This is a genomic window from Bradyrhizobium sp. 138 (assembly GCF_023074075.1).
Taxonomy (GTDB): domain Bacteria; phylum Pseudomonadota; class Alphaproteobacteria; order Rhizobiales; family Xanthobacteraceae; genus Bradyrhizobium.
Genome location: NZ_JADPKT010000007.1, coordinates 382871 through 408828 on the forward strand (window position 1 = coordinate 382871; position 25958 = coordinate 408828).

The following is a 25958-nucleotide window of genomic DNA, read 5'->3' on the forward strand; positions in this document are numbered from 1 at the left end:
GGAACATATCTGGAGCGCCAGGGACTGGCGCGCTCGGAAGGATTCGAACCTCCGACCCTCGGAATCGAAATCCGATGCTCTATCCAGCTGAGCTACGAGCGCCCTGGCCCGGGGGCTACCGGGCCACAACCGAGACCTGCCGGGCCTGTTGCTGACGAGCCAGCGCACCGGGCGGGGTACGGATGGGTTCGAATAGCAGAGAGGTTGACCAATAAAAAGCCCTCCTCGCCTCGATCGAGACGGATCGGGGGTGCTCTCACCAGGTCGTGTTGAAGAGACCGAAATGCGGCTGCTGGGCGACCAGCATCATCGGCCGGCCGGCCGGCGGGGCCGGATGCGCCCTCACGACCTTGCGCTTGGGCTGAGCTTGGGCCTGAGCCTGGGACCTGCCATCGCTCTTCCCGGCTGCTGCGGCGTCGGCCTTCGGCTCCGGTGTGAACTGGGCGAATGTCTCGCGTACCCGCGCCTTCGCCGACATCTCCGCGAGAGCTGCCGACGTGCTGTCCTGCACCGGCGGCTGTGGCGCAACGATAGAGGCTGTCTTCACCGCAGGCGGGACAATCGTGGGCTGGGTGGTGTCGAGCACGACACGCTCGGGCAGATGGCGGTCGGAGCGGATCCGGATCAACGGCTGATCATTGCTTACAGTGGCGACGACCTGCGCAACCGGCTGCGACGGCAGAACGAAGTCCGCTGCGAATAGCAGTGCGAGCAAAGCTCCACCGACAAAGACGAAATACCGAAAGATGGGCATTGGCCACACTCCGCCCCCCGCATCCCCGCGTGGGCTCTTCGCCTTCAACAGGCGATTACTCAATTGGTTCCTGGCCCAGCCATTCGGTTCAAATGGCGACGCGAGGTTTTTTTACCAAGGACTACGGAGGGTAACTTTTCCGCTACCGGAACATGCCATCCTTACGCGCGCCGCGCCGCAACCAGCGAGCATTTTGCCTGATCGGCATTCACGTTGACGACACCAACGGGGATCCGCACAAAGGTCTTGCGGCTCTTCATGCTGACCGGATCTGCCAGCACGCGGCTGCGATTCGTGAGATGGCTGCCGTCGCGCCGCACGAAGGCGCAGACGATCTCGAGGTCCTTTACGGCATAGTCATTGTCGTTTCGCAGCGTGAACGTCACCAGGGCTTTTGAGCCAAGGCCGCCGCGGCGCCAGGTCTGCGATGAAATCCTGAGACGACCGAGGTCGGCCATAGCAGGTACCTGAGCTTCGGAAGCCAGCGGGGCCGATGCTGCCGGATCGCCCGAAGGAGCCGGCTCGACCGCAGCCAGCTCGGACTTCACCTGCTCAGCGCTATTGCCTTTGGAGAGAGGCAGCAGCATCCAGACGCCGCAGCCGACGATGATGGCGGCCAGCAGCCACAGCAGGCTTCGGCCAAACGATACGCTCGCCATCGTCACGGCCCGCGCCAGCCGCTCGCCGCTCCCGGCGAAGCGCCCCAATCCGATCCGGTCGAGCCTGGCGTTCATGGTTGCATCACCGATGGCGGCTGAAGCACGTTCGACGGCCGACTCGCGACGACGGACTCGGCCGCAGCTTAACTCAATCCGGAAGTCGAACTAAGGTTCCCTGCGAATCGGCAAGGACAGTGGCGATCACCGGCCAAGGCCGCTAACATGCACTGCAACATCGAACGATCGCGTTGGGAGAATTGGAATGCCAGTCGTCGTCACTTGGGATCACGTCCATCTGCGCAGCCCCGATCCAGAGGCCACGGCGGCCTGGCTGCGGGACATCCTCGGCGGCGAGATCGTGCACGCGCCGGGACGGATCGACGTGAACCTTGGCGGCGCCAGGATCTTCATCGCGCCGCTCGAGGGCGATAGCGCCGTCAGCCCGCCGCCTCCGCACCCGCATCAGGGCCTCGATCATTTCGGCTTGACGGTGAAGGACATCGATGCCGTCGCGGCTGAGATCAAGGCCAAGGGCGTCACCTTCACGCGCGAGCCGACCACGATCCGGCCCGGCGTGCGCATCTGCTTCATCCGCGGCCCGGAAGGCATCTCCATCGAGCTGCTGGAGCGCGACAAGAAATATACCTGACGCGGCGCGTGCCTCGTCGGACGACATGCCGTCCGATGCGGCTAGGTCATGCTGCCGGGCATGAAGCAGCGGATGGTGACGCCCATGTAGCCGTAGATCGGCCACACCATGGTGCGCCCCACCCGGTTCGGCTCGGAGATCACGGCCTCCTCGGGGACCTCGACCCAGACGAGCTCCTGCGGCTGCCCTTCGAGCCCGGAGGCATAGCGCGGGAGGCGAACACGATAGCGCCCGTCCTTGCTGTCCCAGTCGGTATCCGAGAGCGCCGAACCGTCGGCATCGGAGCAGCACGGCCCCTTGCCGCTGCGCAGGCCGTCGAACCAAGCCTTCAAATCCGGATTGGTGTTGGCGAATTGTCCGCGGTCGCGCGCATGCCCGAGGGGCGCTGCGAGCGCAATCAAGACCAGCGCTCCTGCCAGTCTCGTCACGCTTCGCCAGCGTGTTGCGCTGCCGGAGCGTCGTCGTTCGCTTTTGCAATTCGTGGGACGCGCACTGTACAGACGCGGCTCATCGCCGCCGGAATCGATCCAGTTGCTCATCGTCTTGCTCCAGCACCCCGCGGCCAGTGCAGCAAATGTTATGCATTTCGCAGGCCAACTCTGATTCGCAACGATTGGCCTCGCACCATCATCAGACGGTCATGAGGGCGTCGCGCACAAGCCGGGACAACTACGGCTCGCGACGGCAACTCCCGCGGCGGCCGGCAAACTGCCGCGTTGCGCGAGCGGATGCGCTTTGGCATAAAAGCAGGACCGGTTACGCCATTGGGCGATGGCGGCCGGCCTGCGGGACGTTATGAAGAACGGTCTCTATTCGATTCATGTGACCCTGCTCGATGGTCGAGCCGGCAAGGGCAGCGGCGTCATTCTTTTTCGTGACGGCAGGATTCTTGGCGGCGATGCCTACCTCTATTACACCGGCAGCTACGTGGTGAAGGACAACAACACCTTCAAAGGCGAGGTGCTGGTGCAACGGCACACCTCGCCTCGGGGCGACGACAATCCGTTGTTCGGCGGCCCCGCCCCGGTCGGCATCGGCGTCAGTGGCACGTTCACGGAGACGCGCGGGCAGATGACGGGCACGGCGCTGGTCGGCAAGGCCAGCCAGATTTTCGGCGCGACTCTGCACAAGCTCGCTGACGCCGACTAGCTATTCCGCAGCCTGCTCGAGCGGCGCCGTGCGCGGCAGGATGATCTGGATGCGCGTGCCGCTGCCCGGTTCGGAATCGAGATCGAGCCGTCCGCCGAGCCGGTTGGTGACGATGCTGTAGACGATGTGCAGGCCGAGGCCGGTGCCGCCCTGGTCGCGCCGTGTCGTGAAGAACGGATCGAAGGCGCGGCGGCGGACGTCGAGCGACATGCCGCAGCCATTGTCGGAGAAGATGATCTCGACATTGTCCTTGCCGGACTCCCGCACCTGGATGTCGATGGTCCCCGGCCGGCCGTCCGGGAAGGCGTGCGCCACCGAATTGAGAAACAGATTGGTCAGCACCTGGCCGTACGGGCCCGGATAGCTGTTCATGGTCAGATCCGGCTGGCACTCGACATTGAGCGTCAGATTGTGCTTGCGCAGGCCCGGACGCAGGCTCATCACCACCTGCTCGGTGAGGTCGCCGAGATCGAACGTGCGTTGGTCCGAATAGTTGCGGTCGGCCGCGACCTGCTTGAACGACTGGATCAGCTCGGCGGCGCGGTTGAGATTGGAGACGAGCTGCGAGGATGCGTCGCGGCTGGTGCTGAGGAAGTCGTTGAGCGTGGAGCGGCGCAGCTCACCGCGCTCGACCTCGGCGGTGAACATCGCAGTCTTGCGCTCCAGCGCGGACGCGACCGTGAGGCTGATGCCGACGGGATTGTTGACCTCGTGGGCGACGCCAGCGACGAGGCGTCCGAGCGCCGCGAGCTTCTCGGCCTCGATCAGCGAGGCCTGCGTCTCGCGCAGATTGCGCAGCGCGGTCTCGGCGGATTCCTTGGCCTTGCGCATCTCCTGCTCGCCGCGCTTGCGCTCGCCGATGTCGAGCGCCACCGTGACGATCCGCTCGATCTCGCCCTCGGCATCGAGCAGCGGCAGCTTGTTGACCAACCACTGCCGCATGTTGCCGGAGGCGTCCTGGTACTCCTCCTCGTAAAAGCCAAGGCCTTTACGGAGCTTGAGCACCCTCTTGTCGCTCTCGTCGGATTTGGCCGCGCCATAGCGCGACATCAGGTCGGCCGTGGTGCGGCCGAGCGCCTCGCCCGGCTCGATGCCGAAGATGCCGGCCATATAGCGGTTCATCAGCACGTAGCGCAGATTGCGGTCCTTGACGTTGATCACCGCGGGCACGGTGTCGATGACCTGCTGGAGCAGACGCCGGCCTTCGGCGATGGCTTCTTCCGCGCGCTTCTGGTCGGTGATGTCGCGCAGCGTGCCTTCGTAGCGGACGATGTTGCCCTGCTCATCCCGCACGCCGGTGGCACTGTCGGAGAGCCACAGGATGTCGCCACTGCGCTGGCGCACCTGATACTCGAACTCGCGCACCATGCCGTCGCGCGCCATCAGCCGCTGGTATTCGACGCGCGCCTCGGGATGGACGTAGATCGTGTGGGCGATGTCGTTGATGCTGTCGATCAGCTGCTGCGGGCTGTCATAGCCCATCATGCGCGCCAGCGCGGGATTGGCGTTGAGCAGATCGCCGGCCGGCGTCGTCACATAGATGCCGTCGATCGAGCCCTCGAACAGTTTCCGGTAGCTCTCTTCGGCGAGGCGCTGCTCGGTGAGCGCGCGCACCGCCGCCTCGCGCGCGGTATCGGCCTCCTCCAGCGCTCGGCGGAACACTTCGGCCGCACGCGCGATGTCGCCGATCTCGTTGTCGAGATCGGCTGACGGGATAGAGGTGTCTTTCTGGCCCGCCGCAAGCGCGCGGATGGAGCGCGCGATCTGGGCGAGCGGACGGACCGTCCTGCGCACCACGAAGCCAGCCGCGAGAATGCCGATCAGAACGCCGATGCTGCCGAGCACGATGCTCTGCCATCGCGCTTCCGTCAGCGTACGGGCAAAGTCGCGCGACAGCACGTGGCCGCGCCGGGAGCTGACTTCGCGCAGCAATTCGGTGACGCGGCCGATCAGCCGGCCCTCCGTTCCCAGCACCTCGCGGTCGATGTCGGCGATCTGCCGCTCGCGGACGGCCACCGCCATGATGGCCTCGGCATAATCGTTCACTGCCGACTTCAGCCTGGCATCGCCGATGTTCAGTGCCCGCATGTTCTGCGCGGCCTGTTCCGCCGCGGACGGATTGCGCGCGAGCAGCCCGAGCGCGATGCGGCTCTGCTCTTCCGACAGGCGCGAGGCCAGCTCGCGGTCGGCGGCGCCGGAGACGGCCACGTCGAATTGGTCGCGCAGCGGCGGCAGGCCGGCGAGCAGCTGGGCGCGGCGATCGATCAGGGTCGAGATCCGCTCGAGGCCGGTCCGGTAGGTCGCAAGGCGTTCAGTGACCCCGTCGATCATGTCCTGCTGCTCGGGCGCGAGCTCGATGCGGGTCTTTTTCAGGATGTCGCTCAGCGTCGAGGCCGCCTCGCCGACCTGCTGGAACTGGGTGCCGGCGCCGGGATCGGTGACGAAGTCGCGCGCGGCAAGCCGCAGCTCGTTCATGCGGCGGTCGATGTCCTCTGCGAGGTCGCCGACGCTCTGGAGCCGCTGCAGCTCGGCAAAGGTCGTATCGATGTGCCGGATCGCGATCACGCTCGCGGTCGAGGTGACGATGATCACCGCCAGCACGAGCAGGAAGCTGCCGAAGGTGAGCTGGCCGATGGAGAGCGAGAAGGTTCGCTTTTTCTCAGGGGTCGGCGTCGATTCGGCGGACATTGGGTGTCTTGGGGGACCGGGCTACTGGAGGCCCAATATACGACGTATTGCGCCCCGGGGGGAACATGCCTCGCACCCCGCAATATCGTTAATATCGTGCTCCCCGGCCCCTCCTCGCCCGCTCTATGACGCTTTGACGCTGGCCGGCCGGCGAGCCGGGATCGTCATGGCGGCAACGCCAAGGACGACGCAGGCGAGCCCGAGCCAGGCGGTACGGCTCAGGGTCTCGCCGAGGAAGACTACGCTGATGGCTACCCCGATCGGGACACGCAGATAAGCCTGCGCGGTGGTGCCGACGGAGCCGAGGGTCTGGATCAGGCGGAAATAGATCGCAAAGGCTGCGGCCGTCGAGAACACGGCGAGCGCGAGCAGCGCCAGCACTGAGCTTTGCGAGGCGACAGCGTCCAGGGCTGCTCGACCAATAGCGAGGCCGGGATCAGGACGGCGGCCCCGGCCAGCAACGAGCCGGCGGCCGGCGTCATGGGATCGAGGCCTTTGAAGCTGCGGCCGAAGATCGCGGCGCAGGCGTAGCAGATGGTGGCGGCGACGATCGCCGCCTCCGCGACGAGGCCGCTACCGATGTCGTGGAAGGCGTCGACGCCGACAATCAGCAGGATGCCGGCCATGCCGGCGACGACGCCGAACAATTTTCGAGGAGTCGTCGCTTCGTGACGGGTCACGATTGCGGTGAGCAGGAAGGTGAAGATCGGGCCGGCCGAGTTGAGGATGGTGGCGAGCGCGGCATCGACATGGCGCTCGCCCCAGGCGATCAGCGTCCAGGGGATGACGCTGTTGAGCACGGCCTGGAACGCGAAGCGCCGCCAGGTCGCGGCATCCGTCGGCATGCGGCTGCCGCGCGCGCACATGACGGCCAACAGCAACAGACCTGCGATCGTGGTGCGCACCGCGATCAACGTGATCGGCGGAATGGTGGCGACACCGAGCTTGATGAAGGTGTAGGAACCGCCCCAGAGCGCTGCGAGCGCGACCAGGAGCGCCAGCTCGACGGCGATGTTGGTGTCCTGCCTGTTGTCCATCCGATGCGTTCCCGTCCATTTGCGATGGACGGAACCTAGCGCGATGGCGGCCCTGGATACTTCGCCGGGCGTCGAAGTGTATTAGCCCAGCGCTCCCACCTCGAACACCTCGCCGTCATAGCCGGCCTCGCGGGGGATGCGGAGCTGGCGACCGGTTTCGGTCTTGGTCATGACCGGCATCACCGTGACGATCGACATGCTGCGGGCATGGTCCATCGCGGCCTGCACACTTGGCTGCTTCGCCAGCCGGATCAGATTGCGCGTGGTCGGGAACGGCAGCTTGAAGCGGCCGTTCTCGCCGCCCTCCACCGCCTCGCGCGGCGAGACCCAGATCGAGTCGGTGGATTCGCGGCCGTCATGGGCGCCGAGCTGATCGGGCGGCGCCGCGGCGAGGAAGAACCAGGTGTCGAAGCGCTTTGGCATGCCCTCCGGCGTGATCCAATGCGCGTAAGGCAGGAGGGTGTCGAGCGCGAGCTGCAGATCGTTATCGGCGAGGATATCGAGGAAGCTGACCTTGTGCTCGTTCAGCGCGACGCGGTGCGCGTCGGCGATCTCGCCGGCACGCTTCGCATCGACAGGCAATCCCGTCGCCTTCGACCGCGCCAGCAGGATGCCGCTTTCCTCAAAGGTCTCGCGGATCGCGGCGATGCGGAAGCCTCGGTCCGATTCGCTGAGACCCTCGCCGCCCGAATAGAGATCGGAGCGGGCGACGATCTCCTTGTCGCCGGCATCGACGCTGCCGCCGGGAAACACCAGCGCGCCCGAATTGAACTCGATCTGATGATGGCGGACCATCATGAAGACTTCGATTTCACCGCGGCCCTTGCCGTCGGCCTGAGATCCGTCGCGCAGCAGCAGGATCGTCGAGGCCGGGCGTGATGCTGATGTCTCGGCCATGCAACTAACCTGCGGCGCTGGATTGCGGGCCGAGATTGGCGCGCTTGTCGACACGGGCAACGCGCGACAGCAGGTACTCGACCTCCGCCTTCGCCGTCGCCGTGATCGTCGCGCCGGGCTTGCGCTGGGCGCTGGAGGCGATGATGCCGCGCTTCTGCAGCACGTATTTGCGGATGGTCAGGCCGACGCCGGGCTGCTGCTCGTAGCGGATCAGCGGCAGATGCGCGTCGAACAGATCATGCGCGGCATCGCGCTTGCCGGCCTTGGAGAGGTTGACGACGTCGATCAGAAGCTCCGGGAAGGCGTAGCCGGTCATGGCGCCGTCGGCACCGCGCTCCATCTCGAAGTCCAGGAACGTGCCGCCATTACCGCAGAGAATCGAGAGCGGACGGAGCGAACCGTCCTTCTGGAAGCCACGCAGCGTCGTGATCTTCTCCAGCCCCGGCCAGTCCTCGTGCTTGAGCATCACGCAGTTCGGATTGTCCATGACGATCTTGCGGATCACGGCGGGCGTGAACACCACCGAGAGCGTCAGCGGATAATCCTGGAGCACCCAGGGCACGTCGGGCCCGATCGCTTCCGCCGCCTGCTTGAAATAGGTGACGATCTGGTCGTCGGTGCGCAAGGACGGCGGCGGCGCGATCATCACGCCGGCGGCACCCGCATCCATCGAGGCCTTCGCCAGCGAGCGCATGGTGGCAAAGCCGGGCGCGGAGACGCCGACGATCACCTGCATTTTCTTGGCGCGCTTGACGAAGCGCACCGCCACCTGCTCGGCTTCAGTGGCGTCGAGCTTCGGCGCCTCGCCGAGGATGCCCAGCACGGTGACGCCGTCGCAGCCGACCTCCTCGTAGAAATCGGTGAGGCGGTCGATCGAGCGCTCGTCGATCCGGCCGTCGTCGTGGAACGGCGTCGGCGCGATTGCGAAAGTGCCCTTGGCGTCGGCGGTGAGTTTCATCGTCTTCCTTGCTTCTCTCTCGTGTGGCTAAAACCGCCGCGCCCCCATCTTGATCTGCTCTTCGGAGAAGAAGATCTCCTTGGCATGATCGGCGATGTCCTGGGCCTTCCAGCCCGTGTGCGGCGGTTTCCAGCCTTCCATTTCCATCATCCGCATTTCGCGCACGCCGCGGGGCCCGGACACGCCCAGCACCTTGCCGGTCTGGTCGCCCGACAAATCGCTGACCATGTATAGCACGGCCGGCGCGATGCCGTCCGGCCCCAGCGCCGCGCCCGGGTTCTCCTTATAGCGGGGCAGGTCTGCGGTCATGCGGGTCAGCGCGCCCGGCGCCAGCGTCCAGATCCGGATGTTGTACTTGCGGCCTTCGATCGCCAGCACGTTGGACAGGCCCCAGATGCCGCCCTTGGCAGCGCCATAATTGGTCTGGCCGAAATTGCCGATCAGGCCTGAGGTCGAGGAGGTGTTGACGATGACGCCGCCGCCGTTTTCCCGCATCCAGCGAAACACCGGCATGGTGCAACAAAAGGTGCCCTTCAGATGCACCTTGATGACCTTGTCCCAGTCAGCCTCGGAGGCCTTGTGAAAGGTCTGGTCGCGCAGGATGCCGGCATTGTTGACCAGGATGTCGGCGCGGCCAAAGTGCTTGATGGCGTCGTCGAAGACGGACTGGCCGCCCTCCATGGTGGAGATGTCGGCGCCGTTGGCGACGGCCTTGCCGCCCTCGGCCTTGATCGAATCCACCACCTGCTGCGCCATGGATTTGTCGGCGCCGGAGCCGTCACGGGGCCCGCCGAGGTCGTTGACGACGACCGAGGCCCCTTCCCGCGCGAACAGCTTTGCATAGGCCTCACCGAGCCCCCCGCCCGCACCGGTGATCAGCGCGACCTTGCCGTCGAGTAGTCCCATGGTGGCGTCTCCCTGATTTCATTTTCTTACATGTCCCGGACGCGATGCAGCGTGAAACGCTGCGTCCGGGGCACGAGAGTTACGCGAGCACCGCCTTGCCGTTCTTGATCACCGTGACCCCGCGCGACTTCACCTTGGCTTCGAACGAGATCACGTTGCCGTCCTTCCAGAGGTCCATGGTCACGGTCTCGCCTGGATAGACCGGCGAGGAAAACCGCGCGACGTGCTGGCGGAAGGCGCTGGCGTCGTAGTCGGCATAGGTCTGGAGCACGCCGCGGCAGGTGATGCCGTAGGTGCACATGCCGTGGAGGATCGGGCGCGGGAAGCCGGCCTTCTTGGCGAACTCGGGATCAGAGTGCAGCGGGTTGCGGTCGCCGCAGAGGCGATAGACCAGCGCCTGATCGGGACGCGTGGTGATGTCGATGGTCTTGTCGGGCTCGCGCGAGGGGATCTTGTGCGGATCGGGCTGCGTCAGGTTCGGCCCGCCAAAGCCGCCGTCGCCGCGGGCGAAGCGCGAGGCGACCAGCGTTGCCAGCTTCTCGCCCCTCTCGTTCTTCAGCACGGTCTGGTGCACGATGACGACGCCCTTGTCCTTGCCCTTGTCGTAGACCTCGAGCACGGAGGAATCGGCGGTGATGTTCGCGGCGACCGGCAGCGGCTGGTGGAAGGTGATGTCGCGCTCGCCGTCGACCACCATGACGCGGTTGAGATTCATCTCGCCCGGCCCCGAACCCCACGCCGCGACGGATGCGAAGGTCGGTACCACCTTCAGCGGCCGCGGCGTCAGCGTGCCCTCGTTGACGAAGGCGAGCTCGTTCTCGTCCATGGGATCGGCGCCGAGGCCGATGCCGTAGGCATAGAGCATGACTTCACGGTCGGTGTAGGCGTATTTCTGGCCGAGGTTCTTGAGGGATCTCAGTTCTTCGTATCTGGCGGACATTTTTGTTTGTTTCCTCCGGTGGTTCTCATCCTCATGGTGAGGAGGCGCTCTTGCGCCGTCTCGAACCATGAGGATGCCCGAAACGCTTTCTTTGTCGTGGCCATCCTTCGAGACGCTTGCTTCGCAAGCTCCTCAGGATGAGGACCGTCCTACGCCGGCGTGAAGAACGGCAGCGGGGCGCCGTCGGTCGGCTTGAACACCACCTTCACCTTCTGGCCGATCTTCAGCGCCATGAGATCGCAATCGACGAAATTGGTCTGCACCGACGGCCCCTCCTTCAGCGTGACATAGCCGATCGCGTACGGGCCGGTCGGCGACTTCCGCATCAAGCTGTAGGTGTAGATCGTGCCCTCGCCCGAAGCCTGCTCCCACACCGTCTTGTCGGAGTAGCAGAACGGGCAGATCGAGCGCGGGAAGTAATGCGCTTCGCCGCAGGCGGTGCAGCGCTTGATCATGAACTTGCCCTCTTTCGCCGCGTCCCAGAACGCGGCGGTCTCGGGGTTCGTCACGGGTGCCGGATATTTCTTCGTCTCGCTCATCACACGCGCTCCAGAATGGCGGTCGAAGCGGCGTGGCGAACGCCCAGAAGGCCGCCGGTGCCGTGGGCGATGGCGAGATCGCAATTCTTCACCTGCACCTTCGGATGCGCCTCGCCGCGCAGCTGCCTGACAGCCTCGATGATCTTGGTCATGCCGCCGCGGTTGACCGGATGGTTGCTGCAGAGACCGCCGCCGTCGGTGTTGAACGGCAGCTTGCCGACGCCCGAGATCAGATTGCCGTCGGCAACGAACTTGCCGCCCTCGCCCTTCTTGCAGAAGCCGAGGTCTTCGAGCTGCATCAGCACGGTGATGGTGAAGCTGTCGTAGATCGAGGCGTATTTGATGTCCTTCGGCGTGACGCCGGCTTCCTCGAACGCACGCGGGCCGGACCAGATGCCGGCGGAATATGTGAGATCGAGATCCTTGCCGCCGCGCGGGCCTTTCATGGCCTCGCCGTGGCCGATCAGGCGCACAAGCGGTTTCTTCAGGCTCTTGGCAATCTCGCGCGTCGTCACGATCAGCGCGCCGCCGCCGTCGGAGACGACGCAACAATCCATGCGATGCAAGGGATCGGAGATCATCGGCGAATTCAGCACGTCCTCAACGGTGACGACGTCCTTGAGCATCGCATGCGGATTGTATTGGGCGTGATGCGACGCCGCGACCTTGATCCAGGCGAGCTGCTCCGAGGTGGTGCCGTAGTCGTGCATATGGCGCATGGCACACATGCCGTAGGCATTGTGCGTGGTTGCGCCGTAAGCGGATTCGAAATCGGCTTCCGCGCCTGCTGCGCGCGGCGGCATCACGCCGGTGCGCGGCTTGCCGGCGAGCGTGATCAGCGCGATCGAGCACTTGCCCGCCGCGATCGCCTCGGCGGCATGGCCGAGATGGATGATGTAGGAGCAGCCGCCGGTCTCGGTGGAATCGACGTGGCGGAGTTTTTTGGTGTTCAGGCCGAGATAGTCGACCATCGGCCAGGCGCCGCCGGGCGCATCGCCCGCACAGAAATAGCCGTCGACATCGTCCTTGCTGATCCCGGCATCCTCGATCGCGCCCTTGGCGACCTCGGCGTGGAGCTGGGCGGTGGATTTGTCCGGCGCATGCCGGGTCGGGTGTTCAAATATCCCGGCAATGTAGGCTTTGCCCTTGATGGTCAAAACAGAAGTCTCCGCTCGCGTTTCTTATTCCCCCGTTTTTCTGAACCGCGGTGGGCGGATTGGCAAGCGCGGAAATATTCCGTCGGGCGAGAGGGCAGCCGGTTGGCGCAAGTGGGGCGCATCCGAAATCCGGGCCGCGAATAGGAAGCGAACCTGCCTCCCGCGTCGTCATTGCGAGGAGCTCTTGCGACGAAGCAATCCAGAATCCCTCCGCGGAAAGACTCTGGATTGCTTCGCTGCGCTCGCAATGACGGAGTTTGTGGGCACCGATGGCGCTATTTCAACTCAAGCTGACTTGCGGACACACTGTCGCATCCCCGCGGCGCCTGGCGCCCGAGCTTTGCTTCCGTCTGGCTCCCTCCTTAAACAGAGGGCGCAGGGAAGACCGGGTGCCGGCTGGGCACCCACGGTCCGCTGTGCGCGACTTGCGCGAAGAACAGATGCACAGCGGCATACAGGTGCGGCCAAACATCCGGCCTTCCCTGCGCAGTGGTTTTACGGCTTATGTCGCGCTCTCCCCGGGGAGCGTTGCACTATTGCCCCCGTCGCCTTGCGGATGACCGCAAGACTTGACGCACAGACCCCGGGCGTCAGGACCACACGATTTTGCCGTACGCGAGACCGCGCCAGTCGTGCACGCGCGACAACCGCTCGTGCGACGCAGCCCGCGTCCACCGCCGCTCACCCCGCGTTTCGTGACGATCGCGATACGCCCCTCTGACTGGGATGAGGTGGCGGACGGATACGACAATTCCGAATTTCGGTAAAGCGGAATGTTTTTGCGGGTACGGATTGACCTATGGAATGGGTGTTTTGCCCGACGGGCACCGCAAGGGGATGTGTCGTAGGGCGGATTAGCCGAAGGCGTAATCCGCCGCATTGATCCTCGCGGCAACAGACGTGGCGGATTACGCTTCGCTAATCCGCCCTACGACACCGCCCTACTCCGCCGCGATCTGCCGTGGCGCGGGCGGCGGGTTGGCGAGATCGGCCGCAAGCTGGGCGTAGCGCACCTTGGCGTCCGCGACCGCCTTCTCCTTCACCGGGCCATAGCCGCGGATGCGGTCGGGCAGCGAGAGCAGCTCGACCGCGGTGTCGATCGTGACCGGCGACAACAGGCCGAGCACGGTCGCGACGTCCTTCTCGTAGCCCGCGATCAGGTCGCGCTCGAGCTTGCGGTCGGCGCTGCGGCCGAAGATGTCGAACGGGGTGCCGCGCAGGAATTTGAATTTCGCCAGCACGCGGAACACGTTCAGCATCCAGGGGCCGAAGGCGCGCTTCTTGGGGCGGCCCAGCGCATCGACACCACTGCTGAGGATCGGCGGCGCCAGATTGAAGTTGAACTTGAAATCGCCCTCGAACTGGTCGCGAAGCTGCTGTTCGAAGGCGCCGTCGGTGTAGAGCCGCGCGACTTCATATTCGTCCTTGTAGGCGAGCAGCTTGGCGTAGTTCACCGCGACCGCGCGCGGCAGCGCCTCGCCATAACCGCCCTTCGCCGCGGCATCGCAGACCTGATCGACCAGCTTGCGGTAGCGTTTGGCGAGACGGTTGTTCTGGTAGGCAGTCAGATGCTTGGCGCGGTGCTCGATGACCTCGTCGAGCGTCATGGCGTCCAGCGTCTTGGGCGCAACGACTTCGTCCGTCCCCTTCAGCATGTCGGCAAGGCGCTGGGGATCTGCCACCGCGAGGCGGCCGAGGCGGAAGGCTTCCTTGTTCATCTTGATCGAGACGCCGTTGACCTCGATCGCCTGCTCGATCGCTTCCGCCGACAGCGGGAACAGCCCCTTCTGATAGGCGTAGCCCATCATCATCATGTTGGTGGCGATGGCATCGCCGAGCAGCTGCTCGGCCGGCTTGGTGAAGTCGAAGAAGACGGAGTCTTTGTGCAGCGCCGTCTCCAGCAATCCGTTCAGCTTGCGGGTCTGGAAGTTGAAGTCGCGGTTGAGGACGAAATCGGCAGTCGGGATGACGTGGCTGTTGATGATGCCGCGGGTGCGGCTGGAGTCACAGAGCGAGATCGTATCCTTGGCGACCGCAACCACCTCATCCGCGGCGAGCACCAGATCGGCCGTGCCGGTGACGATGCGCGAGCAGGTCACTTCGGCCGGATGATCCGACAGGCGGACGTGGCTGAGCACCGCACCGCCCTTCTGCGCGAGACCCGACATGTCCAAAATCATCGAGGCTTTGCCCTCGATATGGGCGGCCATGCCGAGCAGCGCACCGATGGTGAGCACGCCGGTGCCGCCGACACCGCCGACCGCGATGTTGTAGGGCTTGTCGAGCGTCGGGCGCGAGGCCGGCTCGGGCAGCTCTCCGATCTCGCTGAGCTCAGCCGGGGCGCGGTGGCGCGGCTTGCCGCCGTCCACGGTGACGAAGGACGGGCAGAAGCCTTTGAGGCAGGAATAATCCTTGTTGCAGGAGGACTGGTTGATGGCGCGCTTGCGGCCGAACTCGGTCTCCAGCGGCTCGACCGAGATGCAGTTCGACTGCACCGAGCAGTCGCCGCAGCCTTCGCAGACCGCCGGGTTGATCATGACGCGGCGCGCCGGATCCTCCATCAGGCCGCGCTTGCGGCGGCGGCGCTTCTCGGCCGCGCAGGTCTGCACGAACACGATGGCCGAGGTGCCCTTGTACTCGCGGCACATCTTCATGACGTTGTCGAGCTCGTCGCGGTGATACTTCTTCACGCCGGGCGCGATGGTGTTGGCCGGATACGCGTCCGGATTTTCGGACACCAGGTAGATCTCGCTGATACCCTCGGCGTGAAGCTGGGCCATGATCTTCTGCGGCGAGAGATCGCCGTCGTGACGCTGGCCGCCGGTCATCGCCACCGCGTCGTTGTAGAGGATCTTGTAGGTGATGTTGGCCTTGGAGGCGATCGCCTGACGGATGGCGAGAATGCCGGAGTGGAAGTAAGTGCCGTCGCCGAGATTGGCGAAGATGTGGTTCTCATTGGTGAACGGCGCGATGCCGACCCAGGGCACGCCCTCGCCGCCCATATGGGTAAAGGTCTCGGTCGAGCGGTCCATCCACAGCGCCATGAAGTGACAACCGATACCGGCCAGCGCGCGGCTGCCTTCGGGGACCTTTGTCGAGGTGTTGTGGGGACAGCCGGAGCAGAAATAAGGAGTGCGGGAAACGGGTGCGACCGCCTGCATCTGGGTCGCCTGACGGCCGTTGAACCAATCGGCCTTGACGCGGAGCATCTCCGCGATCTCTGGATTGAGATTGAACCTTAGAAGTCGCTCGGTGAGCGAGGTCGCGAGCGAGACAACGCTGAGCTCGGCGGCGAAGGTCAGGAAGCGCTTGTCGTGCTCGTCCATCTTGCCGACGATGCGCGGACGGACGTCGTCGCGCCAGTTGAACAACACCTGCTTGACCTGGTTCTCGACGATCTCGCGGCGCTCCTCGACGATGAAGATCTCCTCTAAGCCGACGGCGAATTCATGCACGCCTTCCGGCTCCAGCGGCCAGGGCATGCCGATCTTGTAGAGGCGAAGGCCGATCTTGGCGGCGACCTCCTCGGTGATCCCCAGCTCGCGCAGCGCCTGCCGCACGTCCTCATAGCTCTTGCCCGAGGCCATGATGCCGAAGCGGGCGTTCGGCGAGTCCATGGTGACGCGGTTGACCTTGTTGGCACGGGCAAAGGCGATGGCGGCAAAGCCCTTGTAGTCCTGCAGGCGGCGATCCTGCTCGAAGCGGTCATCGGGCCAGCGCAGATTGAGGCCGCCGGGCGGCAGCTCGAAATCGGCGGGGATGATGAAGGGCTTCATTTCGTCGGTGAGGTCGATCTCGGCGGTGGTCTCCACCGTCTCCGTAATCACCTTCATGCCGACCCAGCAGCCGGAGTAGCGCGACATCGCGATGCCGAGCAGGCCCATCTCGATCATCTCGTGGATGCTCGATGGATACAGATACGGCATCAGCGCCGACATGAAGGCGTGGTCGGACTGATGCGGGACGGTCGAGGATTTTGCGCCGTGGTCGTCACCGGCAAGGCAGAGGACGCCGCCGTTCTTGGCCGAGCCTGCGGCATTGCCGTGGCGGAACACGTCGCCGCAGCGGTCGACGCCGGGGCCCTTGCCATACCAGATGCCGACCACGCCGTCGTATTTGGCGCCGGGCGAGAGATTGAGCTGCTGCGAGCCCCAGATGGCGGTGGCCGCCAGATCCTCGTTCACGCCGGGCTGGAACTTAATGTTGTACGCTTCGAGATGCTTGCGGGCGGCAAAGAGCTGCTGGTCGTAGCCGCCGAGCGGCGAGCCGCGATAGCCGGAGATGAAGCCGGCGGTGTTGAGGCCGCTGGCGCGGTCGCGCCGGATCTGGGCCATGGGCAGGCGGACAAGGGCCTGGATGCCCGTGGTGAAGACGTGCCCGGTTTCCTGGGTGTATTTTTGATCGAGACTGATCGGACCCTGGTTGATGCCCATGCTGTCCTCGTTTCGCCCTGTTCAGGTCTTGCTGACTTAAGCCGTTGCCTTGCCGCTATTTTTAGCTAGGGCGCGCCGACCAACTCCGCCACTCTATGTCGGATATTTCACGATCCGCATCACAAATCTGGACCAAAGGGAGGCCCAAGTAAAAATCGCAATTTCGTGGCCTGAAACACGCATGCCATTTTCAATTTGTGTCACCATACCCCCACTGTGGCGAAATGAATGGATGCCGCCTCGCGCGGGATGCGGGCGATGGGTCGCAGGAGTGGCTTGATGCGGACGATTCTGGCTGGCTGGGCGCTTGCGGGCTTGGCGTTGTGCAGTGCGGTTGCAGGCGTGGCGCGCGCGGTAGAGCCGTCGCCGGAGCTGATCGCCTACGGCAAGACGCTGGTCGAGGCCGGCGACTGCGCGGGTTGCCACACCGCCGATCCCGCAAAACCGTTCGCTGGCGGCAAGCGCATCGACACGCCCTTCGGCGCGATCTTTGCGCCGAACCTGACCCCGGACCGCGACACCGGGATCGGCGCCTGGGGTGACGCCGATTTCGTGCGCGCGGTGCGCACCGGCATCGCGCCTGACGGTTCGAACTATTACCCGGCGTTTCCCTATCGCTACTTCACGAAGATGACGAAGGACGACACGCTGGCGATCCGTGCCTATCTCGGCACGCTCGCGCCCGTCGTGAGCCGCAACAAGCCGCCGGAGCTGCGCTGGCCGTTCGGCTATCGCGGCCTGATGCGGTTCTGGAATGCGATGTATTTCAAGCCCGGCCTGTTCGAGCCAGACCAGAGCAAGAGCGCGGCGTGGAACAGAGGCGGCTATCTCGTCACCGGACTCGGCCATTGCGGCGCCTGCCACACGCCGAAAAATTATTTCGGTGCCGACAGGGACGCGCAGGCGCTGTCCGGCAATGAGATCGGCGGCTGGTTCGCCCCGCGCCTCGATGGCGCCACCCGCACCGGGCTGAAATCGTGGAGCGAGGCTGACATCACGGAATATCTGCAGAGCGGACGCAACGCCAGGAGCCACGCCGACGGACCGATGGCGGAGGTCATCGTCAACTCGACCTCGAAGATGAGCGATGCCGATGTGCGCGCAATCGCGGTTTACCTGAAGAGCCTGCCGCCGGCACGGCGCGAGACCATCGTGACGCCGCCTGACGAGACCGAGATGAAGGCCGGGCAAGCGGTCTACGCAAAACTCTGCATCGCCTGCCATGAAGCCGACGGCTCGGGCGCGCCCCGGATCTATCCGCCGCTGCCCGGCAACGCGCTGCTGCAATCGATCAATCCGTCCTCCACCTTGCGCATCATCCTCGACGGCGCCCACACCGTGACGACGCCGCGCGCGCCCAACACCGGCGAGATGCCGGGCTATGCCAAGCAGCTGTCCAATGAGGAGATCGCGGCGGTGACGAACTACATCCGCAATTCCTGGGGCAATGCCGGCGTGCTGGTGACCCCGGCACAGGTGGCGAAGGCGAGGAAGAGTCAGGAGTAGCTCACCGGCGCCTCCTCCGCGTCATTGCGAGGAGCCCTTGCGACGAAGCAATCCAGTCTGCCACCGCCGAGGGATTCTGGATTGCGTCCGCCTTCGCCAAGGCTTCGGCGGACAAGTCGCTGCGCTCGCAATGTCGACGTGGATGGAGCTGCGAAAGGTTACCGCTCATCTCCGGTGAACACGAATTTCGGCATCTCCCATCGGTAGCGCACCGCGAGCAGGCGGAAGCTGAGCCCGAGCACGAAGGTCAGGATCGTCCAGAGCTCGGCATTGAGATTGAGGCCGAACGCCGTGGCATAGAACAGGCCTGTCACCACCGAGACGCTGGCGTAGAGCTCGGATCGGAACAAGAGCGGCACGTCGTTGCAGAGCACGTCGCGGAGCACGCCGCCGGCGCAGCCCGTCACCATGCCCGCGACGATCACGATCGGCAGCGAGGCATCCATCTGCCAGCCGACATTGCAGCCGATCATGGTGAAGACGACGAGGCCAATGGCATCGAGCACGATGAAGGCGAGGTGCAGCCGATGCACCAGCCGCGCGATCAGGATGGTGAGCAGCGCCGCGCTACCCGGCAGCGCGAGGTAGATCGGGTTGGCCACCCACACCAGCGGATAGTGACCGAGAAACAAATCGCGCAGCGTGCCGCCGCCGAGCGCGGTGACGCAGGCCAGAAGGCAAACGCCGACATAGTCCATGCTGCGCCGGCCGGCGGCCAACGCTGCGGTCATGCCCTCTGCCGTGATGGCGACGTATCCCAGAAGGTGCAGCACGCTATCTGTCGGCGGCAGGCTCCACATAGCTAATTCCCCTTGGCTAATTCCCCTTGGGCTTGTTCCCCTCGTCGCGGCCATGGAACTCGCGTCCAGTTCCCTGCCCAACAGGTTCCCGATTCCCGGCATGAGGGCAACATCCGACGAAAGCACAGGGAGCGCGGAACAGAATCTCGCATCCACGGGTTGTCCGGATGTCATAACCGAGGAGACCTAATCGATGGCTGACGACCGTTTTCCCAACGATCCGTACCGCCCGAACCTCGCCGACGATGAGTATCTTCGCGCGGCGCGCCGGGATGCCGACCTTCAGGCCGATCCCGAGCTTGGCGAAGGCCCCGCCTCCAGCGGCAAGGTTGCGTTGTTCGCCGTTGCGATCGCACTGGTGCTGGGTGCCGTGTTCTACGGCCTGAACAATACCAGCACGACCAATGAGGCCAGCAACGCACCGGCCTCGCAGACGGCACAGACGCAGCCCACCAATCCGGCGGCGCCTCCCGGCATGCGCGACGTGACGCCGCGCACCAACACCGGCCCGGGCACGACCACGGGCGCGGCGCCGAGCAGGCCGGCCGCCCCGGATACGCCTGCTGCAAAGCCGGCGCCGGATACGCAGACGCCGTCTGACGGCGCGAAGCAATAGTCCGCAATGAAACGTGAGAGCGGCGGGACAATGTCCCGCCGCTCTTCGTTTGCTAGCTGAACATCTTGTTGAGTTCGCCGCCGGAATAGCCGCCGCCGAGCTCGGTGAATGTGCCCTTCTCCGCCATCTCCTTTGCCGCGCGCATGAAGCCGCCCCAGGCGGCGCGGGCGAGCGAGCCGCCGACGCTGATCCGGCGTACGCCGAGGTCGGCGGCTTCGTGCAACGACAGGCCGGAACCCCCGATCAGCAGGTTGAACGGTTTTGGTGCGACAGCCTTCACCACAGCGCTGATGTCCTCGCGGGTCTTCAGACCCGGTGCATAAAGGCAATCGGCCCCGGCGTCCGCGTATGCGGCGAGCCGATCGATGACGAGCTTGAGATCGGTCACGCCCCACAAATAGGCTTCGCAGCGGCCGACCAGCAGCGTGCCGCTGTCGCCGATCGCCTTGCGTGAGGCCTTGATGCGCTCGACCGCGAGCGTGCGCTCGTAGAGCGGCTTGTCCTTGTCGCCGGTGGAATCCTCGATCGAGAGGCCGGCAACGCCGGTGCGCACGCAGCGCTCGACATTGTCCGCAACCCTGTCCGGCTCGACCGCGAAGCCGCCCTCGAAATCGGCGTTGACAGGAATATCGACCGCCGAGCTCAATGCTGCCAGATGCTGACAGACGTCCTCGACGGTGACGTGGTTGTCGGCCTTGCCGATGGTCCAGGCAAAGCCCGCACTCGATGAGGCGATCGCCTTGAAACCGAGATGCTGCAACGCCTTGGCGCTGCCGACGTCGACCGGATTGGGCAGGATGAAGCACCCGCTCTCGTGCATCTTCTTGAAGGTCGCGCGCTTGTCAGCAGTTGTCACATGCATGTTTCTCTCCCGTATTTGCCGCGATGACATAGGCGCGCATTCACGCCAGCGCTAGTGCGCGTCGTGCACGGCGCGACTGTCCTTCGGCGCCTGCGCGCGATCCTTCATGCTGTAATCCCTGACCACGCTGGCGATGCGCAGGTGATAGTCGGCGAAGATCTTTGCGCGGCCCTTGGCCTGGGTGCGGCGGTGCTCCATCGTGTTGCGCCAGGCAGCAACCGCCGCCTCGTCCCGCCAGAACGACACCGACAGGATCTTGCCCTTCTCGGTCAGGCTCTCGAAACGCTCGACCGAGATGAAGCCGTCGATGGTTTGCAGAAGCGGCTTCAGATCGGCTGCGAGGTCGAAATAATCCTGGCGGTGTTCGGGCTTGGGCCAGACCTCGAAGATCACGACGATCATGGGCATCTCCTGCTGCTATTTGGCTTACAATACCACTCATAAGACCACTTGGCGCAGGAAGGTGCGCTCTTCGGCGAGGATGAATTTGTGTTCCTCGGCGAAATGGAAATTGGCCATGCCTTCGGCATCCTGCCGCAGCCGGGCGCGATAGGCTTCATAGGCGGCGAGACTCTCGAATGTGATCAGTCCAAAGGCGATGTTGTTGGTGCCCTCGTGCGGCATGAAATAGCCGATCAGCTCGCCACCGCATTTCGGGATGATGGTGAGCCAGCGCTTCGAATAGTCCTCGAACTGCGCGCGCTTGAAGGGGTCGAGCTGGTAGCGGATGAAGACGGTGACGGACATGATGGGCTCCTTTGTTTCCGTCGTCATTGCGAGCAGAGCGAAGTCTCGTAGGGTGGGCAAAGCGAAGCGTGCCCACGTCGTTTCTCCGCAACGATGAATGGTGGGCACGTCGCTACGCTCCTTTGCCCACCCTACGGCTCGGCTCGCTCGCAATGACGTGTTCGTGCCAACACGCTACGCCCTTGCCCCACTACAATGCTTCGGCTACCATCGAAGCATGAAATCAGGACCCGACATCGCCATGGTCGCGTCGCTGGTCGGCGACCCCGCCCGCGCCAACATGCTCACCGCGCTGATGAACGGACGCGCGCTGACGGCGAGCGAGCTGGCGCAGGAGGCCGGCATCACGCCGCAGACGGCGAGCTCGCATCTGGCCAAGCTCGAGGCCGGCGGGCTGGTCGAGCCGGAGAAGCAGGGCCGCCACCGCTACTATCGCCTCACCGACGACGACGTCGCCGGCGTGCTCGAAGGTCTGGCGGGGCTTGCGGCGCGGACCGGCCACATGCGCGTGCGCACCGGGCCCAAGGATCCGGCCTTGCGGCGCGCGCGGATCTGCTACGATCATCTCGCCGGCGATCTCGGCGTGCAGATGCTCGATTCGTTACGCGAGCGGAATCTGATCAGGCAGAAGAAGCAGGACATCGAGCTGACGGCCGAGGGCGAGCGCTTTCTCGCCAAACATCTGCAGATTTCGTCCGACATGCTGACCCACCCGCGCCGCCCGGTGTGCAAGGCCTGCCTCGACTGGAGCGAGCGGCGGCATCACCTCGCGGGCACGCTGGGGGCCGCCATGATGCAGCGCTTCGCCGAGTTGAAATGGGCGGCGCGCGACGCCACGCCCGGCAGCCGCGTCGTGAATTTCACGCGCACCGGCGAGAAGCAGTTTGCCGCGCTGTTTGGCAACGGCAAGGATTGATCACGCAAGCTGCGTGACGGCACACAATCGCGTGTGAACTCTCACCGTCGTCATAGGCGGGCTTGACCCGGCCATCCACGTCTTTATTGCGGCTGCCACGTGGATGCCCGGGACAAGCTAGGACAAGCCCGACCATGACGGAGACCTCCATGAACCGCATCTTCTCGGCCGCGCTCGGCGCTGCCCTGTCGAGCATTTCGCTTGCATCCCACGCAGCCGAGATCGCGCCGCGCGAACCCTATGGGATCGCGCTCGAAGGCTTTGCCTATCCCTATCCCGTGCACCTCCTGCCGCTCGTCAACGACGGCGAGCAGCTCAGCATGGCCTATATGGACGTGGCCCCCGCACAGCCGAACGGCCGCACCGTGGTGCTGCTGCACGGGCGCAATTTCCCGTCGAGCTATTGGGCGCCCGTGATCAAGATGCTGGGCGAGGCCGGCTTTCGCGTCGTCGTGCCGGACCAGATTGGTTTCGGCAAATCGTCGAAGCCGGCCGGCGAGCTCCATTTCGACACGCTGGCGCGCAACACCATGGCGCTGCTCGATCACCTCAAGATCGACAAGGCCGAGTTCGTCGCCCATTCTCTGGGTGGCATGCTCGGGGTGCGCATTGCCCGCGCCTATCCCGACCGCGTCGCCCATCTGGTGCTGACCGCGCCGATCGGGCTCGAAGACTACCGCCTCGTTGTGCCGCCGACGCCGACGGACAAGATGATCGAGACCGAGGACAGGCTCACCGCCGAAGGCTATCGCAAGCAGCTCCAGACCAACTACGCGATCAAGCTACCGGGCGAGGCGATCACCCCGTTCATCGACGCGCGTTTCAACATCAAGGGCAGCCCCGACTATCCGCGCTGGCTGCGCGCCTTCGTCAGTTCCGGGCAGATGATCCATCGCGAGCCCGTGGCGCATGAGATCCCGCTCGTCACCGTGCCGACGCTGTTCGTCATGGGCGCCGATGACCACAACGCGCCGGGCCGGCCGCTGGCGCCGGAGGCGCTGCGCGCAAAAATGGGGCAGAACGCCGAGCTCGCGAAGACGCTGGCCACGAAGATGCCGAATGCGCGGGCCGAGGTGATCCCGGACACAGGCCACCTCGTTTTCCTGGAGGCGCCGGAGAAGTACAGGGAGCTGGTGCTGGGCTTTCTCGGCCGCTAGCAACGCTGACATGTCGCCCTAGGCCGCATGCGGCGAACGTTCATGCCGCATTCAGGTCATGATTGGCAGGTTTGGATCGCGCCGTGTCGATGTGTTGCACGATTTGACGTGTCGAATCGTGTCGTTTGATTCATTGTGCGCCGCAAGCGCCAAACTCCCAAAGACTTCCCCCCAAGGACGAGAAGGAAGATCACATGAAGTACCTGTTCGCCGCCGCCATGCTCGCCAGCGCGGTCGTCGGTTTCAGCGAGGCGGCCAGCGCCGCCGAGGGCTGCGGCCGAGGGTTCTATCGCGGTCCCTATGGAAATTGCCGCCCGATGCGCGGTGCGGTCGTGGTGCGCCCGGCCCCCGTGGTGGTCGCCCCGCCGGTCGTCGTCGTGCCGCGCGCGCGCGTGTGCCCCTATGGCTTCCGCTGGTACGCCGGCCGCTGCCGCCCGTTCTGATCTCGTCCATTCGCATTGCGAGATGGCCGCGCGGCGAAAGCCTGCGCGGCCATCTTCGTTTTCGGTGGACGCTACCGACAATTCGTCCCCGCGAAAATCGAAACGGGGACCGTGAGCTGCGATCCCCGTCCCATCACGAACGTCGCGCGCTTACCAGTAATGTCGGCGGCGCCAGCGCCTGCGACGCCAACCCCAATGACGATGGCGCCAGCCCCAATGGCGGCCGCGCCCACGCCAATGCACCTGCTCAGGCGTCAGCTTGGCGGCTTCCTCGCTGGTGGTGACAGCGGGATGAGCGTCGGGATTGCCTTGCGGCGTGCGAGCGGGATCACTGAGCGGCTGAGGTGACAGCGGCGCGGCCTGCGCGGTCGCGGCGAAGGCGGCGGCGCCTGCCGTCACCCCCAGCGCAAGTTTCAAAAAATTTCGACGCTCCATGACATGTCCTCTGGGCTACCGGGCAAGTGATGCAGAGGAAGTGTCGCGCTCACGACATGAACCAAGGCTGAATCGTGTGTTCAGATTGTAAGTGAGATGGCGTCGGAGACAATGGCGCGGACGACGAAGAAGGCTGACGGCATCGGGTTTCCTCCTGTGTTCGGAGCCAGACTAGCTGCATAAGTTGCGGGCGACAAAAAGAGCTGGCCGATGTCGGGACGCACGTCCCTCGCTCGTCCTCTGCTCTGAATCGGGACAAGGAGATGTAGAATGGCCGACCTCACGCTGACCACGTTCGATTGGGTTCCCGAGATGCCCAGGGGTTTCGTTCGCGACCTTCGCGTGCGCTGGGCCCTCGAAGAAGCCGCGCTGCCCTATCGCGTCGCGAGCACTCCGTTCGGCGACCGGGGGCCTGCGCATTTCGCGCACCAGCCGTTCGGCCAGGTTCCGTGGCTGACCGACGGCAACCTTTCGATCTTCGAGAGCGGCGCGATCCTGCTGCATCTCGGCGGGCTCAGCGAGAAGCTGATGCCCACAGACCCGCGCGGTCGCGTTGAGGCGACGGAATGGGTGTTCGCCGCGCTCAATTCGGTGGAGATGGCCAGCCTGCCCTGGGGCATGTCGAAGTTCATGGGACATCCAACCGACACGGCGGCGTGGAAATTCGTGGACGACTTCCTCAAGCTGCGCCTGAAGTATCTCGAGCCGGTGTTGGCCAAGCGCGAATGGCTGGCCGGCTCCTTCTCCGTCGCCGACCTCCTGATGTCGGACGTGCTGCGCGTTGTCGATGGTTTTGGCGGCCTGGCGGATAGTCCTGCCTGCCGCGCCTACGTCGCACGCGCCACCAGCCGCCCGGCATTCATCAAGGCGCACGCGGACCAGCTGGCGCATTTCGCCGCCGCGGATAAGGCACGTGGGGTGTGACGTGCCTCACGTAACTGGTTTCACCTGGGCCGTACAATCACCGCCGGAACGATGCAATTCGTAAGGTGACACATGACCCGCATCGAATATCTCAAGCAACAGGTCGCCCGCGCCGAGCGGCTGGCTAAGGCGATCCTCGACCGGCAGACCGCCGATCGCCTTCAGGCATTCGCCGCCGAATGCCGCGCTGAATTGTCGGAGCTGACGCTCAAGACCGCCGCGTGAAGCGTGCTGGCGCTGGATGCGTCAGTTTCGTAGGGCGGATTAGCGACAGCGTAATCCGCCACTTCTCCATCCGGTTACGCATACCTTGGTGGATTACGCTGTCGCTAATCACCCTACGCGTCACACCAGCTTCAGCGGAGCATCGGCAACGACGCGCAGGTCGATGCTGCCGATCAACGCCGCACGGCGTGCCTCTGCGGCGCTGATGGCATCGTCCGTCTGCCGTAGCGTAGAGACGTTCGAGCCGAGCGAGACGATCCCGCCCAGCACCAGTGCAATCGAGCCGAGCGCCGCGGTCTGGCCGAAGCCAAACACACCCAGGATCGTCACCAGCAGCAACGCGGCCCCGCCACCGATCGCGATCTTGGACGCCAGGATATATTTCCGGCACCGCTCGGCGATCTCGGCGAGCCGCTCGATGCGATCTTCGATGTCGGAGATTTCGTTTGTGGGATCGTCTTCGGTCATGCCAACTAGAGAGAATTAGTAGCCCGCATGAGCGGAGCGACATGCGGGACGAGACGAAGAGAAGACCCGGATGTCGCTTTCGCTCATCCGGGC

Annotated in this window: 26 protein-coding genes, 1 tRNA gene and 1 pseudogene; 9 read left to right on the forward strand and 19 right to left on the reverse strand. The window is 64.8% G+C overall.

Going from position 1 to position 25958, the window contains the following annotated elements; all coding sequences use genetic code 11:
• Positions 1-25 precede the first annotated feature (25 nt).
• The 3 genes from IVA79_RS06295 to IVA79_RS06305 all read right to left on the reverse strand — a co-directional run bounded on the left by IVA79_RS06295 (position 26) and on the right by IVA79_RS06305 (position 1488).
• Positions 26-102, reverse strand: a tRNA-Arg gene (locus tag IVA79_RS06295).
• A gap of 154 nt (positions 103-256) precedes the next feature.
• Entirely contained in the window at positions 257-754 is a 498-nt protein-coding gene (locus IVA79_RS06300; protein ID WP_247551047.1) for a hypothetical protein, read from the reverse strand.
• Positions 755-915: 161 nt separating this feature from the next.
• Positions 916-1488: a hypothetical protein gene (locus IVA79_RS06305; RefSeq protein WP_247551049.1), complete on the reverse strand. Its 573-nt coding sequence runs from the start codon at positions 1486-1488 to the stop codon at positions 916-918.
• A gap of 187 nt (positions 1489-1675) precedes the next feature.
• Here IVA79_RS06305 and IVA79_RS06310 point away from each other — a divergent pair, with 187 nt between their 5' ends.
• On the forward strand, positions 1676-2062 hold the full coding sequence (locus IVA79_RS06310; protein WP_247551052.1) for a VOC family protein: 387 nt from the start codon (positions 1676-1678) through the stop codon (positions 2060-2062).
• A gap of 41 nt (positions 2063-2103) precedes the next feature.
• Here the strand turns inward: IVA79_RS06310 and IVA79_RS06315 are convergent, their stop codons facing one another.
• Positions 2104-2601: a hypothetical protein gene (locus tag IVA79_RS06315; protein WP_247551054.1), complete on the reverse strand. Its 498-nt coding sequence runs from the start codon at positions 2599-2601 to the stop codon at positions 2104-2106.
• A 256-nt stretch (positions 2602-2857) separates the two neighbouring features.
• Between IVA79_RS06315 and IVA79_RS06320 the strand changes: the two genes are divergently transcribed.
• Complete coding sequence (locus IVA79_RS06320; protein ID WP_346658150.1) at positions 2858-3211, forward strand: GrlR family regulatory protein; 354 nt, start codon at positions 2858-2860, stop codon at positions 3209-3211.
• Here the strand turns inward: IVA79_RS06320 and IVA79_RS06325 are convergent, their stop codons facing one another.
• From IVA79_RS06325 to IVA79_RS06365, 9 genes and pseudogenes are all read right to left on the reverse strand, one after another.
• Positions 3212-5899, reverse strand: coding sequence for a PAS domain S-box protein (locus IVA79_RS06325; protein ID WP_247551058.1), 2688 nt, complete (start codon positions 5897-5899; stop codon positions 3212-3214).
• 123 nt (positions 5900-6022) lie between these two features.
• A pseudogene (locus IVA79_RS06330) lies at positions 6023-6936 on the reverse strand (EamA family transporter).
• An 81-nt stretch (positions 6937-7017) separates the two neighbouring features.
• Entirely contained in the window at positions 7018-7833 is an 816-nt protein-coding gene (locus IVA79_RS06335; RefSeq protein WP_247551060.1) for an NUDIX hydrolase, read from the reverse strand.
• A gap of 4 nt (positions 7834-7837) precedes the next feature.
• On the reverse strand, positions 7838-8791 hold the full coding sequence (locus IVA79_RS06340) for a dihydrodipicolinate synthase family protein (protein ID WP_247551062.1): 954 nt from the start codon (positions 8789-8791) through the stop codon (positions 7838-7840).
• 27 nt (positions 8792-8818) lie between these two features.
• Positions 8819-9697 carry an SDR family oxidoreductase gene (locus IVA79_RS06345; RefSeq protein WP_247551065.1) on the reverse strand — a complete coding sequence of 293 codons (879 nt, stop codon included), beginning with the start codon at positions 9695-9697 and terminating at the stop codon, positions 8819-8821.
• Positions 9698-9776: 79 nt separating this feature from the next.
• Positions 9777-10637, reverse strand: a complete 861-nt coding sequence (locus IVA79_RS06350) for a MaoC family dehydratase (RefSeq protein ID WP_247551068.1) — start codon at positions 10635-10637, stop codon at positions 9777-9779.
• Positions 10638-10786: 149 nt separating this feature from the next.
• Positions 10787-11176, reverse strand: coding sequence for an OB-fold domain-containing protein (locus tag IVA79_RS06355; protein WP_247551070.1), 390 nt, complete (start codon positions 11174-11176; stop codon positions 10787-10789).
• Positions 11176-12333, reverse strand: coding sequence for a thiolase domain-containing protein (locus IVA79_RS06360; RefSeq protein ID WP_247551072.1), 1158 nt, complete (start codon positions 12331-12333; stop codon positions 11176-11178). The genes IVA79_RS06355 and IVA79_RS06360 overlap by 1 nt, the downstream gene beginning before the upstream one ends.
• A gap of 941 nt (positions 12334-13274) precedes the next feature.
• On the reverse strand, positions 13275-16766 hold the full coding sequence (locus tag IVA79_RS06365; protein ID WP_247551074.1) for an indolepyruvate ferredoxin oxidoreductase family protein: 3492 nt from the start codon (positions 16764-16766) through the stop codon (positions 13275-13277).
• Between the two features lie 279 nt (positions 16767-17045).
• Here IVA79_RS06365 and IVA79_RS06370 point away from each other — a divergent pair, with 279 nt between their 5' ends.
• On the forward strand, positions 17046-18272 hold the full coding sequence (locus tag IVA79_RS06370; RefSeq protein WP_247551076.1) for a c-type cytochrome: 1227 nt from the start codon (positions 17046-17048) through the stop codon (positions 18270-18272).
• A gap of 158 nt (positions 18273-18430) precedes the next feature.
• Here the strand turns inward: IVA79_RS06370 and IVA79_RS06375 are convergent, their stop codons facing one another.
• On the reverse strand, positions 18431-19072 hold the full coding sequence (locus IVA79_RS06375; RefSeq protein ID WP_247551078.1) for a trimeric intracellular cation channel family protein: 642 nt from the start codon (positions 19070-19072) through the stop codon (positions 18431-18433).
• 193 nt (positions 19073-19265) lie between these two features.
• Here IVA79_RS06375 and IVA79_RS06380 point away from each other — a divergent pair, with 193 nt between their 5' ends.
• Entirely contained in the window at positions 19266-19688 is a 423-nt protein-coding gene (locus IVA79_RS06380) for a hypothetical protein (protein WP_247551080.1), read from the forward strand.
• A gap of 52 nt (positions 19689-19740) precedes the next feature.
• Here the strand turns inward: IVA79_RS06380 and IVA79_RS06385 are convergent, their stop codons facing one another.
• Genes IVA79_RS06385 through IVA79_RS06395 form a run of 3 tightly spaced genes read right to left on the reverse strand, consistent with a single transcriptional unit; the run spans position 19741 to position 21297 of the window.
• On the reverse strand, positions 19741-20550 hold the full coding sequence (locus IVA79_RS06385; RefSeq protein ID WP_247551083.1) for an isocitrate lyase/phosphoenolpyruvate mutase family protein: 810 nt from the start codon (positions 20548-20550) through the stop codon (positions 19741-19743).
• Between the two features lie 51 nt (positions 20551-20601).
• On the reverse strand, positions 20602-20952 hold the full coding sequence (locus tag IVA79_RS06390; protein WP_247551085.1) for an antibiotic biosynthesis monooxygenase: 351 nt from the start codon (positions 20950-20952) through the stop codon (positions 20602-20604).
• Positions 20953-20988: 36 nt separating this feature from the next.
• Positions 20989-21297 (reverse strand): NIPSNAP family protein, encoded by a 309-nt coding sequence (locus tag IVA79_RS06395; protein WP_247551087.1) that lies wholly within the window; start codon positions 21295-21297, stop codon positions 20989-20991.
• Positions 21298-21514: 217 nt separating this feature from the next.
• On the opposite strand from IVA79_RS06395, the gene IVA79_RS06400 reads away from it, so the two are divergent.
• From IVA79_RS06400 to IVA79_RS06410, 3 genes are all read left to right on the forward strand, one after another.
• Positions 21515-22213: an ArsR family transcriptional regulator gene (locus IVA79_RS06400; protein ID WP_247551089.1), complete on the forward strand. Its 699-nt coding sequence runs from the start codon at positions 21515-21517 to the stop codon at positions 22211-22213.
• 149 nt (positions 22214-22362) lie between these two features.
• Positions 22363-23370: an alpha/beta hydrolase gene (locus tag IVA79_RS06405; RefSeq protein WP_247551439.1), complete on the forward strand. Its 1008-nt coding sequence runs from the start codon at positions 22363-22365 to the stop codon at positions 23368-23370.
• Positions 23371-23564: 194 nt separating this feature from the next.
• Positions 23565-23813, forward strand: a complete 249-nt coding sequence (locus IVA79_RS06410; RefSeq protein ID WP_247008038.1) for a hypothetical protein — start codon at positions 23565-23567, stop codon at positions 23811-23813.
• A 150-nt stretch (positions 23814-23963) separates the two neighbouring features.
• On the opposite strand, the gene IVA79_RS06415 is transcribed toward IVA79_RS06410, so the two are convergent.
• On the reverse strand, positions 23964-24248 hold the full coding sequence (locus IVA79_RS06415) for a twin-arginine translocation signal domain-containing protein (protein WP_247551091.1): 285 nt from the start codon (positions 24246-24248) through the stop codon (positions 23964-23966).
• A gap of 270 nt (positions 24249-24518) precedes the next feature.
• Here IVA79_RS06415 and IVA79_RS06420 point away from each other — a divergent pair, with 270 nt between their 5' ends.
• Together IVA79_RS06420 and IVA79_RS06425 are read left to right on the forward strand one after the other, a co-directional pair.
• Positions 24519-25172, forward strand: a complete 654-nt coding sequence (locus tag IVA79_RS06420; protein ID WP_247551094.1) for a glutathione S-transferase family protein — start codon at positions 24519-24521, stop codon at positions 25170-25172.
• Positions 25173-25244: 72 nt separating this feature from the next.
• Positions 25245-25397, forward strand: a complete 153-nt coding sequence (locus IVA79_RS06425) for a hypothetical protein (protein WP_247551096.1) — start codon at positions 25245-25247, stop codon at positions 25395-25397.
• A gap of 120 nt (positions 25398-25517) precedes the next feature.
• On the opposite strand, the gene IVA79_RS06430 is transcribed toward IVA79_RS06425, so the two are convergent.
• Entirely contained in the window at positions 25518-25865 is a 348-nt protein-coding gene (locus tag IVA79_RS06430; protein ID WP_247551098.1) for a hypothetical protein, read from the reverse strand.
• Positions 25866-25958 lie beyond the last annotated feature (93 nt).